Source organism: Pseudarthrobacter sp. PvP004, from assembly GCF_017876035.1.
In the GTDB taxonomy this organism is placed as follows: Bacteria; Actinomycetota; Actinomycetes; order Actinomycetales; family Micrococcaceae; genus Arthrobacter; species Arthrobacter aurescens_A.
The window spans coordinates 920,709-935,667 of the sequence record NZ_JAGINL010000001.1 but is presented as its reverse complement, the minus strand read 5'-3'; the positions used below and the strand labels follow the sequence as shown (position 1 = coordinate 935,667).

10 protein-coding genes are annotated in these 14,959 nt (G+C 63.1%); 4 read left to right on the top strand and 6 right to left on the bottom strand.

Features of this window, described 5'->3' with window-relative positions; translation table 11 throughout:
• Window positions 1–32: 32 nt before the first annotated feature.
• On the bottom strand, window positions 33–1,145 hold the full coding sequence (locus J3A64_RS04235) for a branched-chain amino acid aminotransferase (RefSeq protein WP_011775163.1): 1,113 nt from the start codon (window positions 1,143–1,145) through the stop codon (window positions 33–35).
• A gap of 119 nt (window positions 1,146–1,264) precedes the next feature.
• Complete coding sequence (locus J3A64_RS04230; protein ID WP_210063685.1) at window positions 1,265–2,317, bottom strand: 3-isopropylmalate dehydrogenase; 1,053 nt, start codon at window positions 2,315–2,317, stop codon at window positions 1,265–1,267.
• A gap of 192 nt (window positions 2,318–2,509) precedes the next feature.
• On the opposite strand from J3A64_RS04230, the gene J3A64_RS04225 reads away from it, so the two are divergent.
• From J3A64_RS04225 to J3A64_RS04210, 4 genes are all read left to right on the top strand, one after another.
• On the top strand, window positions 2,510–3,637 hold the full coding sequence (locus tag J3A64_RS04225; protein WP_014922107.1) for a sensor histidine kinase: 1,128 nt from the start codon (window positions 2,510–2,512) through the stop codon (window positions 3,635–3,637).
• 3 nt (window positions 3,638–3,640) lie between these two features.
• The gene (locus J3A64_RS04220; RefSeq protein WP_011775166.1) at window positions 3,641–4,354 is read left to right on the top strand and encodes a response regulator transcription factor; all 714 of its coding nucleotides are present in this window, start codon (window positions 3,641–3,643) and stop codon (window positions 4,352–4,354) included.
• Between the two features lie 124 nt (window positions 4,355–4,478).
• A complete protein-coding gene (locus tag J3A64_RS04215; RefSeq protein WP_011775167.1) occupies window positions 4,479–5,273 on the top strand; it encodes an ABC transporter ATP-binding protein in 795 nt (264 codons plus the stop codon).
• Between the two features lie 27 nt (window positions 5,274–5,300).
• On the top strand, window positions 5,301–7,742 hold the full coding sequence (locus J3A64_RS04210) for an ABC transporter permease (RefSeq protein WP_286176160.1): 2,442 nt from the start codon (window positions 5,301–5,303) through the stop codon (window positions 7,740–7,742).
• 113 nt (window positions 7,743–7,855) lie between these two features.
• Here the strand turns inward: J3A64_RS04210 and metG are convergent, their stop codons facing one another.
• From metG to serA, 4 genes are all read right to left on the bottom strand, one after another.
• Window positions 7,856–9,415: a methionine--tRNA ligase gene (metG, locus tag J3A64_RS04205; protein WP_011775169.1), complete on the bottom strand. Its 1,560-nt coding sequence runs from the start codon at window positions 9,413–9,415 to the stop codon at window positions 7,856–7,858.
• 34 nt (window positions 9,416–9,449) lie between these two features.
• Window positions 9,450–10,205, bottom strand: a complete 756-nt coding sequence (locus tag J3A64_RS04200) for an ABC transporter ATP-binding protein (protein WP_011775170.1) — start codon at window positions 10,203–10,205, stop codon at window positions 9,450–9,452.
• Window positions 10,202–13,012: an FtsX-like permease family protein gene (locus J3A64_RS04195; protein WP_210063683.1), complete on the bottom strand. Its 2,811-nt coding sequence runs from the start codon at window positions 13,010–13,012 to the stop codon at window positions 10,202–10,204. The genes J3A64_RS04200 and J3A64_RS04195 overlap by 4 nt, the downstream gene beginning before the upstream one ends.
• Before the next feature lie 209 nt (window positions 13,013–13,221).
• A complete protein-coding gene (serA, locus tag J3A64_RS04190) occupies window positions 13,222–14,817 on the bottom strand; it encodes a phosphoglycerate dehydrogenase (RefSeq protein ID WP_014922111.1) in 1,596 nt (531 codons plus the stop codon).
• Window positions 14,818–14,959: the final 142 nt, after the last annotated feature.

The window sequence follows — 14,959 nt, the reverse complement described above, 5'->3', positions numbered from 1 at the left end:
CGCGTCTTCAGTCGTGCCAGGAAACCCGGGTACTAGACCAGGCGGGTCAGCCAGCCGTGGGTGTCCTCGACGGTTCCGGTTTGGATGCCCAAGAGCTGCTCGCGGATAGCCATGGTGGTTTCCCCGGCCTTCGCGTCTTCGGAGCCGATGAATTCCGTGGCGTCCTTGAGCACACCGATCGGCGTGATCACGGCGGCCGTGCCACAAGCGAAGACTTCGGTGATCTCACCTGAGGCCACGCCGTCACGCCACTCGTCCAGGGTGATCTTGCGCTCTGTCACTTCACGGCCCATGTCCTTGGCCACCTGAATGACGGACATCCGGGTGACGCCTTCAAGGATGGTGCCGCTGAGCGCGGGAGTGACCAGAGAGCCGTCCTTCATGACGAAGAAGACGTTCATGCCACCGAGTTCTTCCACGGCGTCATCGTTGAAGTGGTCAAGGAACAGTACCTGCTTGCAACCGTTCGCTTCGGCTTCCTGCTGCGCAATCAGGGAAGCTGCGTAGTTGCCCCCGCACTTGGCAGCACCGGTACCGCCACGGCCCGCACGGGCGTATTCGCGGGAGATCCAGATGGAGACGGGCTTGAGCTCGCCGCCAAAGTAGTTGCCGGCGGGCGAAGCGATGACGCGGAAAGACACCTCGCGCGCGGCCCGAACACCAAGGAACGCCTCCGTGGCGATCATGAACGGGCGCAGGTAAAGGGCTTCTCCGTCGCCGGAAGGAACCCATTCCTTGTCTGCCTGCACGAGTTCGCGGATGGCACCAAGGAAGTACTCCTCGGGCAACTCCGGGAGGGCGAGGCGGCGTGCGGACTTGTTCAGGCGCGCGGCGTTGGCTTCGGGCCGGAAGGTCCAGACAGAGCCGTCAGCGTGACGGTAGGCCTTGAGGCCTTCGAAGATTTCCTGGCCGTAGTGCAGGACTGCGGCCGAGGGGTCCAGGGAAATGGGTCCGTAGGGCTCGATCCGGGCATTCTGCCAACCGCCATTCCCATCGGCATCAACCTTGTAGTCGACGACGGCGGTGTGGTCGGTGAAGTAGTCGCCGAAGCCTGGGTTCGCCAGGACGGCTGCACGCTCCTCAGCAGACTTCGGGGTTTCCGAAAGCTGCTGGCTGAATTCGACGCCGTGGGCAGTCTGAGTCATGTTTCCTCCACAGTCAGCTACCTGGCAGGGCGAACCGGGCCCCCAAAAGGGTGTGGTTCAGCGATGGACCAGGGAAGCAGGTAAATAATTCAACACAAGCTTACGCCTGAGTAATGGGCCTAAAGTGCGGCCGCGATGGCATCGCCGATGGCAGCTGTGCTGCGTGGCTCACCGGTGCGGCTTTCGACGTCGGCGACTACTGCCGCTTCGATCTTGCGGGCCGCCGTGGTGTAGCCAAGGTGGTCCAGGAGTAGCACTGCGGAGAGGATGGCCGCCGTGGGATCGGCTTTTTGCTGTCCGGCGATATCCGGAGCTGAGCCGTGAACGGGCTCAAACATGGACGGTGCTGTGCGGTCCATGTTGATGTTGCCCGATGCCGCCAGGCCGATGCCGCCTGTGATGGCAGCGGCGAGGTCGGTGAGGATGTCGCCGAACAGGTTGTCGGTGACGATGACATCAAAACGGGAGGGGTCGGTCACCATGAAGATGGTGGCGGCGTCAATGTGCAGGTAGTCGTGGGTGACCTCGGGGAACTCCCGTGCCACGGCCTCGACCGTGCGCTTCCACAAATGACCGGCGAAGACCAGCACATTGTGCTTGTGGACGAGTGTGACGTGCTTGCGCGGGCGTTCGCTGGCGCGGCGGAAGGCATCGCGGACAACGCGCTCCACACCGTGAGCCGTGTTGAGGGAAACTTCCGTGGCTACCTCGTGGGGAGTACCGCCCCGGAGGGTGCCGCCGTTGCCCACGTAGGGACCTTCGGTACCTTCGCGGACCACGATGAAATCGATCTCGCCGGGGTTCGCCAGTGGGCTGCCGACGGTGCCGTACAGGCGGGACGGGCGCAGGTTAACATAGTGGTCCAGGCTGAAGCGGAGCTTGAGGAGCATCTCGCGTTCAATGATGCCGGAGGGGATGCGCGTGTCACCCGGGGCTGCACCCACAGCTCCGAAGAGGATGGCATCGCGGGTGCGCAGGTCTGCAAGGACCTCGTCAGGGAGGGTCTCGCCGGTCTCAAGCCAGTGCTGTGCGCCAAGCTTGTAGTTGGTCAGCTCCAGGGCCACGCCCTGGGCGGCGACAGCCTTTTCGAGGACCTTGACGGCTTCAGCGATGACCTCAGGGCCGATGCCGTCGCCGGGGATGACAGCGAGATTGATGGACGTTGCACTCATAGCTCTATCTAGCCAAGCAATCCACATGCTGGTCAAAATCGTCTCACTCTGCGAACACCTGCTTGCCTGCAGCCCGGGTCGGACTCAGACCACGGCATGATGCCCGAGCATGGAGCGAGCACATAGAGTCATAGCGTGGATAGAAGGCACGAGATATACGAATGGTTCCGGATCAACCGATTCAAGGTTGATATGACGGCCACGTGCCTCCTCATCCTCCTTTTTGGTCCCGTATATCTGGTCGCGGACCGGCCTTGGCTGTTCCTCTTGTCCTGCAGCCTCCTGCTTCCCCTCGCATGGCGACGCACCCGCCCGGCCGTTGCGGCCGGCGTCGTCATCCTGGTGTGCCTCGTCCAGTGGGCGGTGGCTGCCGAACCTGTAGCCGGACAGATAGCCGTCCCGCTTGTCATCTACGCGACGGCTGCTTATGGCCCCGCGTGGGCGAGTCGGACGGTTCTTCTGGCCGGACTGTTAGGTGGGGTCATGCTTACCACCCGACTCTTTTCAACCACCGCTGAGTCCGGCATCCTGGGCCTCACCATCGGTGCGCTCTATACGGTGTTGATCTGGATGCTGGTGCTGGTGAGCTGGACCCTGGGCGACCTCACGCGCGTACGTCGGTTACAGCTCCAGGCCCTTGAGGACCGCACGCGGAGGCTTGAGGTGGAGCAGATGCAGGAACGGAAACTGGCCGCCGCCGATGAACGCTCGCACATTGCCCGGGAGATGCACGACATCGTGGCGCACTCCCTGTCCGTCATCATCACCCAGGCCGACGGTGCCCGTTATGCGGCGGCCGCCAAACCCGAACTCGCGACCGAGGCGTTGGCCACTATTGCGGCCACGGGCCGGGATTCGCTGGGCGAGATGCGAAGACTGCTGGGCGTCCTCCGCTCCGACGACGATTCCCCTACCCGCCCTCAGCCCCGGCTTTCGGACCTGGATGAGCTCCTGCTCGGTTTCCGTGCCGCCACGCTTCAGGTCACCTTTGAACAAAGCGGCGCACCTCGTAGGGCCCTTCCTGCAGGTGCGGAACTGACGGCGTACAGGATCATCCAGGAAGCCCTCACCAACGTGATGAAGCACGCAGGACCAAGAGCGACGGCGGCGGTCACCCTGGCGTGGCAGGCCCGCGGCCTGCAGGTGGACGTCGTCGACGACGGCCGGGGCGCCGCCGCCGATCCGCCGACTGCCGGTGGAGGTAACGGTCTGAGGGGAATGGGCGAGCGTGTCTCGCTCTACGATGGTTCCTTGACCGCAGGCCCGGAACAGGGCGGCGGTTTCCGTGTGTCCGCTTTCATCCCTTATTCGGAGGCCTGAGCCATGCCTGTAGTTCCTTCACCCATCCGGGTGGCACTCGTCGATGACCAGCAATTGGTTCGCTCGGGATTTGGCATGCTGATCAATTCCCAGCCCGACCTCGAAGTTGTGGCCGAAGCAGGCAACGGTATCGAGGCCGTCCAAGCGCTCAGTGCCACCACGGCCGATGTGGTCCTGATGGACGTCCGGATGCCCGGGATGGACGGTATTGAAGCAACCCGCCGCATCCTGGAGCAGGCAGCGGCACAGCCGACGGGTTCGCAGCGGGCTGAGATCAAGATCGTGGTCCTCACCACCTTTGACCTGGACGAGTACGCCCTTGCCGCCATCCAGGCAGGCGCCAGTGGATTCCTCCTGAAGGATGCACCTCCGGAGGAACTTCTCGAGGCCATCCGTACCGTTTTCCGCGGGGACGCCGTGATTGCCCCGTCTACCACCAGACGCCTGCTTGACCACGTGGCGCCACTCCTGAGGACGCAGACGCCGGAGCAAACTGAGCATGCTGCCGCCGTCGAGCGCCTTACCGCCCGCGAGCGCGAGGTGTTCCAGCTGATTGCGCAGGGCCAGTCGAACCCGGAGATCGCGGCGGGGCTGTTCCTTTCCGAGGCCACGGTCAAGACCCATGTAGGGCATATCCTGGCGAAGCTAGGCGCACGGGACCGCGTTCAAGTGGTGGTCATCGCGTATGAAACCGGTGTCGTAGCCCCTGGCACCTAGATGGAACATCCGGCTGGCTCATACCGGCCGACCGTCAGTCTCAGACCACGGTATGAGCAGGCACCCGGAACAATGGGCCCGCGGCCCGATCCAGCAGGGCAGCCCTGAACCATAGCGTGGAACCATGACAACTTTCACGTCTCTCCCCCACCCGTCAGGAACCGATCGCCCCGCAGGCTCGGCAGGCGCCCAGGCCCGTCCCGCCGTGGAGGCTCATGAGCTGACCAAGAGCTACGGCCGCGCCGATACCACCGTCACTGCCCTGAACAAAGTGTCCTTGAGCTTCGACGCCGGGAAGTTCACTGCCATCATGGGACCGTCCGGTTCCGGCAAGTCCACTTTGATGCATTGCCTCGCCGGCTTGGATACGGCTGATTCCGGGCGGATTGTGCTGGGCGGCACGGAACTGACGGGGCTGAACGACCGCCAGCTCACGGCGCTCCGCCGCGAGAGGATCGGCTTTGTTTTCCAGGCGTTCAACCTTGTGCCCACCTTGACTGCCGAACAGAACATCACGCTCCCCCTCGCCTTGGCAGGAACCACTGCCGACGCCGGATGGCTGGACACCGTTGTCAGCACCCTTGGGCTCAAGGACCGTTTGAAGCACCGGCCACATGAGCTCTCGGGCGGCCAGCAGCAGCGTGTGGCGGTTGCCCGGGCGTTGCTGACGCGTCCCGACGTCGTGTTCGGCGACGAACCTACCGGCAACCTGGACTCAAGGGCGGGCGGAGAAGTCCTGGCGTTGCTGCGCCGGAGCAGCCAGGAGATGGGGCAGACCATCATCATGGTCACGCACGATCCCGTGGCAGCCAGCTACGCGGACCGGGTGGTGCTGATGAGCGACGGAGGACTGGTGGGCGAGATTCACGATCCCACAGCAGACTCTGTGCTCGTTGCACTTGGCAAGCTGGGGGCTTAAAGCATGTTGCGTGTTGCCCTTTCCCAATTGACCACACATTTCCGGCGGTTCGTGGCCATCGGGCTTGCCGTGATGTTGTCCGTCATGTTCCTCTCGGCCACCCTCATGGTGGGTGCGAGCACCAATGCGTCGCTGGGCGCGAGCATCGGTGAGGCGTACCGGAACGCGGATGTTGTGGCTACGTCCAAGAACGGGGAGCCGTTCAGCCAGGCTGCGGTGGACTCGGCGGTTTCCTCCCCCGCCGTGCAGGACAGCTATGCGGAGCGTTCCACCTACGTGACGTTCGAGGCTGGTGGCGGTGAGCAGTACGGACGCCTGCGCAGTGCGGCGCCGGCTTCCCTGGAGAGTGCAGTGCTGTCCTCGGGGTCCATGCCATCGAGCGCCTTGGAAGCCACGGTTGACGTCAAGGCTGCCGAGCATCTGGGCCTCACTGTCGGCAGCACCTTGGAGCTGCGGGGCGCGGGACCCGTCAAGACGGCGAAGGTGACCATTTCGGGCTTGACGAAAGCTACCAACGATCCTTTCTCGGCATCGGCTGCCCAGCTGGTTGGTTCTGAGTCTGTACTGAACGCTGTCCAGGACGCGGGCGCCGGGTATTCGGGGCTGCAGTTCGTACTCAAGCCCGGGGAAGACGCCACCGCAGCAAAGGACTACATCGCGCACCGAATGGAAGCAGCAGGTGCGGTCGAGCCCGTGCTGGAAACGGCGCAGGAGAAGGTCACCTCCACCGTGGCCATGCTCAGTGCAGGCCAGGACCAGCTGACCGTGGTGCTGCTCGCCTTCGCAGGAGTGGCCATCCTCGTTTCCACTTTGGTGGTGGCCAATACGTTCTCCATTCTGGTGGCTCAACGGACCAGGGAGTTGGCTTTGCTCCGCTGCTTGGGGGCCGGCCGGGCACAGATCCGCGGCTCAGTCATGGTGGAGGCCCTGGTGGTCGGCTTCATTTCTTCAGTCCTGGGTGTCCTTGCTGCCACCGGCCTGATGACGGGCTTGATTGCCTGGGCGAAGTCCCAGCCCGAGCAAGCGTTCGCGACGTTGGCTGTACCGCCGTCGGCCATCATCGCCGGCCTGGTAGCCGGAACGCTCCTGACCGTGGTGGCTGCACTGGTACCCGCGAAGGCGGCAACCGCCGTCGCTCCCCTTGCCGCCCTCCGCCCGGCAGACGACGCCTCCGTGGGTAACCGACGCGGTAAGGTACGCCTGATCCTGGGCCTGGTGGCCATGCTGGGCGGAGCAGCCTTGCTGGTATACGGCAGCATGACTGTCTCCTTGCTGGTGGCACTGCTCGGTGGTGCTGCCTCGTTTGTGGGCATCCTGCTTTGCTCCACCCTGTTCATCCCCTCCGTGGTGGCCTTGGCCGGCCGTCTGGCCGCACCGGCCGGTGTGCCCGGCAAGCTTGCCGCCGTCAACGCGACGCGAAACCCTGCCCGCACCTCCGCTACGGCCGCTGCGCTGCTGATCGGTGTCACGCTGGTCTCCCTCATGATGACCGGAGCGGCTACGTCCAGACATGCATTCAACGACACCTTGGCGGAGAACTATCCGGTGGACCTGTCCGCCCAGACAACAGTGGACGCCAGCGACCCCGCGCAGGCTGTTGCCCGGATCAAAGCGCTCGACGGCGTCAGCGCTGCAGTGCTGCTGCAGCCGGTGGGAACACTGGCTGACGGAGCCACGCCCGACGCCGGCACTACCATCTACGGGCTCTCCGCCGCTGATGCCGCATCAGTACTGCGCGACAACAATCTCAAGCCGACGCCGGGCACCGTATACCTGCCTGAAGACTCTCCGGAGGGACCAGCCGAGATCTCGACGGCGGCAGGCAGCGTTACGCTCGACGCCAAGGTTCTGCGCACCCGCCACGTACCCGCCTTCGTGGAGACTTCCAGTATCTCCTCGGCTGCGCTGCCGGAAACGCCCGGCATGGTGTGGGTGAAACTGGACGATTCGGTATCCGGGGACCGGGTTCAGGCCATCCAGAAGGAAATCGCATCGACGCTGGGTGTTCATGAGCGCACAGTCAGCGGTGCGGCCATTGAGCGGGTGACTTTCAACAGCATTATCGATGTCCTGTTGCTGGTAGTCACAGGCCTCTTAGGGGTCGCGGTGGTCATCGCGCTGATCGGCGTAGCCAACACGTTGTCACTTTCTGTCCTGGAGCGAACACGAGAGAACTCCTTGCTCCGTGCCTTGGGACTGACCAGGGGTCAACTCCGCGGGATGCTGGCCATCGAGGCCGTGCTCGTCGCTGGTGTGGCCGCAATCATGGGCGCAGGCCTGGGCATCGTTTACGGCTGGCTCGGCGCACAGGCAACCCTGGGAGGGGTAGCCACTGTTGTTCCGGCGGTGCCGTGGGTGCAACTGGCGGCCGTTTTTGGGGTCGCCGTGGTTGCCGGGCTCCTGGCTTCCGTGGTTCCTGCCCGGCGCGCGGCACGATTGTCGCCCGTTGAGGGTCTGGCAACCGCCTAAGTCGCTCTCTCACATCATCACGCCAAACGAGAATCGCTCTCTCACTTCCTGCGGTCAAACCGACGGGAAGTGAGAGAGCGATTCTCAATGAGGGCTGTTATGTGAGAGAGGAACTAAGCCTCGGCGGGTTCCTCGTAGCGCGGGAAGACCGGCGCAGGCGCGGGCAATTCGGTGCCGGCAACAATCGGTGTGGCGACAGCCGCGAATTGACGCGACTCGCCTTCCGGCTGTCCGAGAACTTCCAGGAGCTTCGCGGACGACGACGGCATGACCGGCTGAGCGAGGATCGCCACGATGCGGACAACTTCCAAGGTGACGTACAGGACCGTGTTCATACGTTCCAGATCGGTCTTGCGCAGCACCCACGGAGCCTGCTCTGCGAAGTAGGCATTGGTGTCGCCCAAAACAGTCCAGATGGCCTCGAGTGCCCTGCTGAATTCCTGCTTGTCGAACGCGGCACGTGCGGTGTCCAGCAGCTCACCGGCCTGTGCCAGCAAGGCTTTGTCCTCTGCCGTGAACTCTCCGGGTTCGGGAACCCTGCCCTCGCAGTTCTTCGCAACCATGGACAGCGAACGCTGGGCGAGGTTGCCGAAGTTGTTGGCCAGATCCGAATTCATACGCCCCACGATGGCCTCGTGGTTGTAGTTGCCATCCGCCCCGAAAGGAACTTCGCGGAGGAAGAAGTAGCGGCACTGGTCCAGGCCGTACTGGGCGACGAAGTCCTGCGGTGCCACAACGTTGCCCAGGGATTTGGACATCTTCACACCGTTGTTGGTGAGGAAGCCATGAATCATGACCCGTTTGGGCAGTTCCAGCCCGGCGCTCATGAGGAAAGCGGGCCAGTAGATAGCGTGGAAGCGGGAGATGTCCTTGCCGATAACGTGGACGTCGGCGGGCCAGAACTTCTTGAAGGATTCCGACTCGATGTCCGGGTAGCCGACGCCGGTCAGGTAGTTGGTGAGTGCGTCAACCCAGACGTACATGACGTGCTTCTCGTCGCCCGGAACCGGGACGCCCCAGTCGAAGGTGGTGCGGCTGATGGACAGGTCCTCCAAGCCGCGCCTGACGAAGCTGATGACCTCGTTGAAGCGGGATTGCGGCGCGCCGAACTCAGGCTGTTCCTCGTACAGGGCAAGCAGTTTGTCCTGGTAGTTCGAGAGCCGGAAGAAGTAGCTTTCCTCGGCCGTCCAGGTGACCAGGGTGTCCGTCTCCTTGGAGTAGCGGAGCCCGTCATCCTTAACCACGGTGTCGTCTTCGACGTAGTAGGCCTCGTCGCGGACGGAGTACCAGCCCTCGTACTTGGACAGGTAGATATCGCCGTTGGCTTCCATCTTCTTCCAGATGGCTTGGGAAGCGGCGTAATGGTCCTGATCCGTGGTGCGGATGAAGCGGTCATGGGAGATGCCCAAGTCCTGGCTCATCTGCTTGAAGGCGGCCGAATTGCGGTCAGCGAGCTGCTTGGCAGTGAGGCCTTCCTTCTCGGCTGACTGCTGCATTTTGAGTCCGTGCTCATCCGTTCCGGTCATGAAGAACACCTCATGGCCGTCAAGGCGCTTGAAGCGCGCCATGGCATCAGTCGCGATGACCTCGTAGGCGTGGCCGATGTGCGGCACGCCATTGGGGTAGCTGATTGCGGTGGTGATGTAGAACGGGGATTTCTCTGGAGACGTCACTCTAAGAAGTTACCTTTTTTTGGGATGAAATAGCTCAGTTAAGTTCGGTCAGCGTATCGCTGAGCCGCACCAGCTCATGGTCGTGGGAGGCAACCAGGACGGCAATGCCATCGCTGGTGGTGTCCTTAAGGATGCCGATGATGCGGTTCGCCGCAGCACGGTCAAGGCTGGCGGTAGGCTCGTCCACCACCAGTACGCGGGTTCCCAGGATCAGTGCACGGGCAATTGCGACTCGCTGGCGTTCACCGCCGGAGAGCTGGGCGGGACGGTGACGCATGCGGCGTCCGAGCCCCACCAGGTCCAGGAGGTCCTTGGCCATTTCGGTGCGCTGTTCAACTTCGCCGTCGGGTACTGCGGGAAGCAGGACGTTCTCAAGGGCACTCATACCGTCGATCAAGGCGCCGCCCTGGTCCACGTATCCAATGAGTGCCCGCCGACGGTCCGCGATCTCGTCGTCGCCCATGGTGTCCAGCGCCTGGCCCTCCCAGAAGACCTTGCCCGACGTCGGGAGCGTAAGTCCCGCGCTGACCGTCAGGATACTGGTCTTACCGGAGCCGCTTCGCCCGGCGATGCAGTGCATCTCACCTGCGTGCAGGGTGAGGTTGAAGTCGTCCACGACGTCGACTTCCTCGGCTCCGCCTTTATCGCCACCGTAGTGGATGGTGACCCGGCTCAGTTCCAACGGAGTTGCGTGGTCCGTGGCCCTCACGATGGTGTTGGCACGGGTCTGCAGCGACTCGTCCGCGGGTTCCGGGGTGGCCGTCTTCTCGGGGTTGAGGTTGTCAGTCATTTGACTACTTTCGTTGCAATCGGAATCCAGCAAATTACGGCCAACAGTCCGGCCAGCCCGGCCCAAAGAGCCGCGTAGGGAGCCAGGAGCAATCCCAGCCCCAGGGCACCAAGGACACCCAGGGGAAGTGCCACGGTGCCCACAAGTGCGTTCTCAAAGAAGCGGACCTGGCCAAGCATGTCCGGGTTCCAGCCCATGGCACGCAATGTACCGAGGTACTCCCGCTTGGCGTGGAGCTCGAAGCGGCCGGTGACCAAGGTCAAGAGGAGGCCAACAACCACACCGAAGACCGCGAGGATGACGCTCGGCAAGGCGATGCTGGCAGCGGCCAGACCACTCAAAGCACTGGCGCCGGCTGCTCGGGGGATGTCGATCAGGAGTGCGATCAGGGCGCCCACCGCTGCGCCGAACACGCCGACAGCCACGGCGAGGGAGATCGAGTTGAAGCGGTTGGTGGTGAGCTGCCTGTTGGCGAACGTCAGGGGCGAGTCCACGGTCACCAGGCGCTCATCGTGCTGCGGTTCCTGATCAATCACCACTCGGTGGCGCAACTGCTGGGCAGCCAGCAGTGCCGCGCCGGAATAGATGACCAGCATGGTCACGGAGACGATTACCGTGGCGATATTCCAACTCAGCAGGCTGAGGATAATACCGGCGGCCGCGAGGGCTGCGGCGCCCACGGCAAACTCCTCCAAGACCCAGGAACGGATGCGTTTCTGCGTCCAACCCATGGCCCTGAGGATTCCGGCTTCGCTCCTGCGTTGGCGGATGTAACTCACGGTGGAAGCACCCGTCAGGAGCGTTGCACCCAGCAGTGTCAGGAACAGCAGGGTGATGTTGGTTCCGGTGAGAGATCCTGTGACGGCGTCGGCCGCGTCCTGGCGCACCCACGACTGCTGGACGGTGCCCAGCGGTGACTCCTTGCCGGCGTCGTCCTTGCTGTAACCGGGGACGAAAATATTGGCGTCTTCACGGGCGGAACCAGCCACAACAGTTGCCTCAAGGCCGAGTTCACGGATTTGCGTGGCCAGTTTCTCTACCTCGGGCTGTGCCGTCTTCCAATTACCGGTAGCTGACGCCTTGACCCGTACGGCGTCAATGACATCCGCGTTGCTGTCGTATCCACGCGCGGCTGCAAGACCGTAGTAATCGGTGATCGCGCCGGCGGACTGGCTGACCAGACCTGTAGCACTCAGCGAGGGCTTCAGTTGCGTGCCCTCAACGTCTTTGCCCTCAGCGTCTTTTGTCAGGGTCATGGGAGTGGGGTCGTAGCCACCCAGGGGCAGCTTGTTGACATCCCCGGCCGCAGCCTGGACATCTGCAGGGTCAAAAGTGCCGTACACCATGGGCAGCGGCGTGGCCGGCTTCTTGCCCGTTTCCAGGTCTTCACGGTACGAACGCTCGTCAACCGGCTTTCGCTGCGTCTGGTCCACGGCAGCCCCGAAGGACGACTTCTCAGGCAGACGGTTGACTGTTACCCAGTCCCCCGGTGTGGCGCTCTTTTCCGATGCTCCGTTGGCGGCTTCGTCACCCTCCTGGTACTGCGGAGCGGCGGCAAACGCAGTGCTCCAGGTGGCCGGGTTGTACAAACCCTGGCTGAAGGAGGCAGTGCTGCCCAGCAGTTTGCTGTAATCAGTGGATCCCGGCCATTCAAGGGCAAACGGGGACTTGGACACGAACGGAAGGTAATCCTTGTCCAGGGACCGTGTTACGGTGCCCACCTCATTGACCACCTTGCCGCTTGCATCAAGTTCCTCGATTTTGACCGAGTACTGCAGGTCAAGGGAGGTTCCGGAACGGACAATCAGCGGAATGGCCTGTGAGTCATCAGTCAGCAGGCCGTCGCGCTTGGCTTGCTGGTACTGGGTCATCAGCGGGGCCCAGTACTTGAGCTTGACGCCCAGGAAATCCGGCCCTTCTTCCAACTGGTCCATGCTGAGGCCGGTGGTGAAGAGACTCTCGAAGTGACGTCCGATGGCGCCCGCGTCACGCGCATCTGCCGGCGGGGCCTTCTCCAGCGGTGCCAGGAAATCTCCTGCGGACCCCAGCAATGCCCGCTCCGCGGCAGGGTCGACGGCGACGACGGACTCTGTCACCTCTGGCGCCAGGGGAAGCGCTACGGAGAGGTTGAAGAGGTTGTGCTCCGAGCCCAAGGCGGGGGCAGGGAACTTGACGCCGGTCTCGCCTTCGGGACCCGCGATCCGGACGTTGGAGCCGCCCGCAGTCTGCTCCTGGATCAGGCGGCCCTTGCCCAAAGTGCCTTCAGCGCTGGTTTTGAAAAGAGTTTGTTGGTTCACGCCATCCGAGCTCGTGGCGGAGGCTGTGAGACGGTACTTCTTGGGGGAATCGGGCAGCACGGATTCCGGGGCAGGCCATTTGCCCGAATCCATGGCGGAGGGGTCCCCCGCAGTCATGGCGCCAGCAAGCCCTGCATTGTAGCCCAGGTAGTCCATGGCATTGAGGCGCGGAGCCTCAAGGTTCTGCGACACACGCGAGACAAGGCTGATGGGTGCGGCCACAGCCGTTTGGCCCATGGTCCGGATCTTCTCCAACTGCTCAAAGCTGATTCCGCCTTGGCCGTTCGCGATTTCCGGCTGGATCAATGCGCCGCCGTCGCCATCTTGTGATTGGTCAGGTTTGGCCTGGACCAGGATGTCGTAGAGTCCCCGCGAGTTCTCGTCCACTGTCCTGTTCAGAGCAGCCTGCGACTGGCTCTGGACGAGGACGGACAAGCACATTGCGACGATCAAAATGGCCGCGGTCAGCAGCAGCACACGGCTTCTGATGAACCTTTGGACGGCGTTCATTGGGCTCCCTGAGACCTTGATTGCGGGCGCGCACACATGCACCGTGCTTCCTCAAAAGACACAGAGGAATACCGGGCTGTATGTGCAAAAAGTTGTGGCCGGCCTGCTGCCGGGTCCGAATCCCGGACCCAGCCATTGTAAGCAGACCGGCCACTCCTGCGTGCCAGGGTGTGTCGCCGGCACGCGAACTTAGCTGATGAAAATCAGTGCTAGTCCTCCAGGTCCACTTCACGGACCATCTCTGCGCCGATACCGGCTTTGATGGCTTCCAGTACCTGCTGAGGAACCGAGCTGTCGATGGTCAGGAGCGCCAGGACCTGGCCGCCTTCGGTCTGGCGTGCCACCTGCATCCCGCCGATGTTGATGTTGTTCATGCCCAGGATGTGTCCGATGGTGCCGATCACGCCCGGACGGTCGGCGTAGGCCACAACAACCAGGTGCTCGCTGATGGGAATTTCGACGTCATACCCGTTGACGCCTACCAGCTTCTCCACCTGCTTGGGACCCGTGAGGGTGCCAGCAACCGAGATTTGCGAACCATCGCTGAGCGCTCCACGGATGGTCAGGACGTTGCGGTAGTCCTCAGCGTCCGGGGTGGTGATCAGCCGGGTGTTGATGCCGCGCTGTTCGGCGATCACGGGAGCGTTGACGTAGGAGACCTGCTCCGTCACGACATCGGCGAAGACGCCCTTCAGCGCGGCCAGTTCGAGTACCTTGACGTCCAGGGCGGCAATTTCTCCGGCGACTTCAACGTCGATCTGCGTCAGGGACGCGTGGGTGAGCGCAGTGAAGATCCGGCCCAACTTTTCGATCAGAGGGATGCCGGGACGTACGTCCGGAGCGATGACCCCGCCGGCAACGTTCACGGCATCGGGCACGAGCTCGCCGGCAAGGGCAAGGCGAACCGACTTGGCCACCGACACGCCCGCCTTTTCCTGGGCCTCATCCGTGGACGCGCCGAGGTGCGGTGTAACAACCACGTTGTCGAATTCGAAGAACGGCAGGTCGGTGCTGGGCTCCTTGACGAAGACGTCCACGCCGGCGCCGGCAATCTGACCTTCCTTCAGAGCTGTGTAGAGGGCTTCCTCGTCCACAAGGCCACCACGTGCCACATTGATGACATATGCCGATTCCTTCATCTTGCGGAAGGCGTCAGCACCCAGCATTCCCACCGTCTCCGGCGTCTTGGGCATGTGGATGGTGATGAAGTCGGAATTTTCCAGAAGTTCATCCAGGGTGACCAGCTTGACGCCCAACTGGGCTGCACGGGCAGCCGTGATATAGGGGTCGTAGGCGAGGATCTCGGTCTCGAAGCCCTGCAGGCGTGCTGCCACCAAGGCGCCGATGCGGCCCAGGCCGATGATTCCGATCTTCTTCTCGAAGAGTTCAATGCCGGTGTACTTTGAGCGCTTCCATTCGCCGTTCTTCAGCGCGGAACTGGCCTGCGGGATGTGGCGCGCGAGGCTCAGGATGTGGCCCACGGTGAGCTCTGCGGCAGAGACGATGTTGGACGTCGGCGCGTTGACCACCATGACGCCTGCCTGCGTCGCAGACTTGATGTCCACGTTGTCCAGACCCACGCCTGCACGGGCGATGACCTTGAGGTTTTTAGCCGCAGCGATGGCTTCGGCATCCACCTGTGTAGCCGAACGGACCAGGATGGCGTCGACGTCGGCAATGGCGGACAGCAGCTGGGAACGGTCGGCGCCGTCGGTCTGTCGGATTTCAAAGTCCGGGCCCAGTGCCTCGACTGTGGCGGGCGAAAGTTCCTCGGCGAGGAGGACGACGGGTTTGCTGGCTGACACGGGGTGGCACCTTACTTTGGACAACTTTGGACAGAACTGGACAAGGAGCGGATGCGTGGCCCGGGCACGGCGCCGGGACCAGCCCAGAATATCGAATCCGGGCGGGGATTCCGGTGCCGGGGAGGGATGTTACGGCCGGACC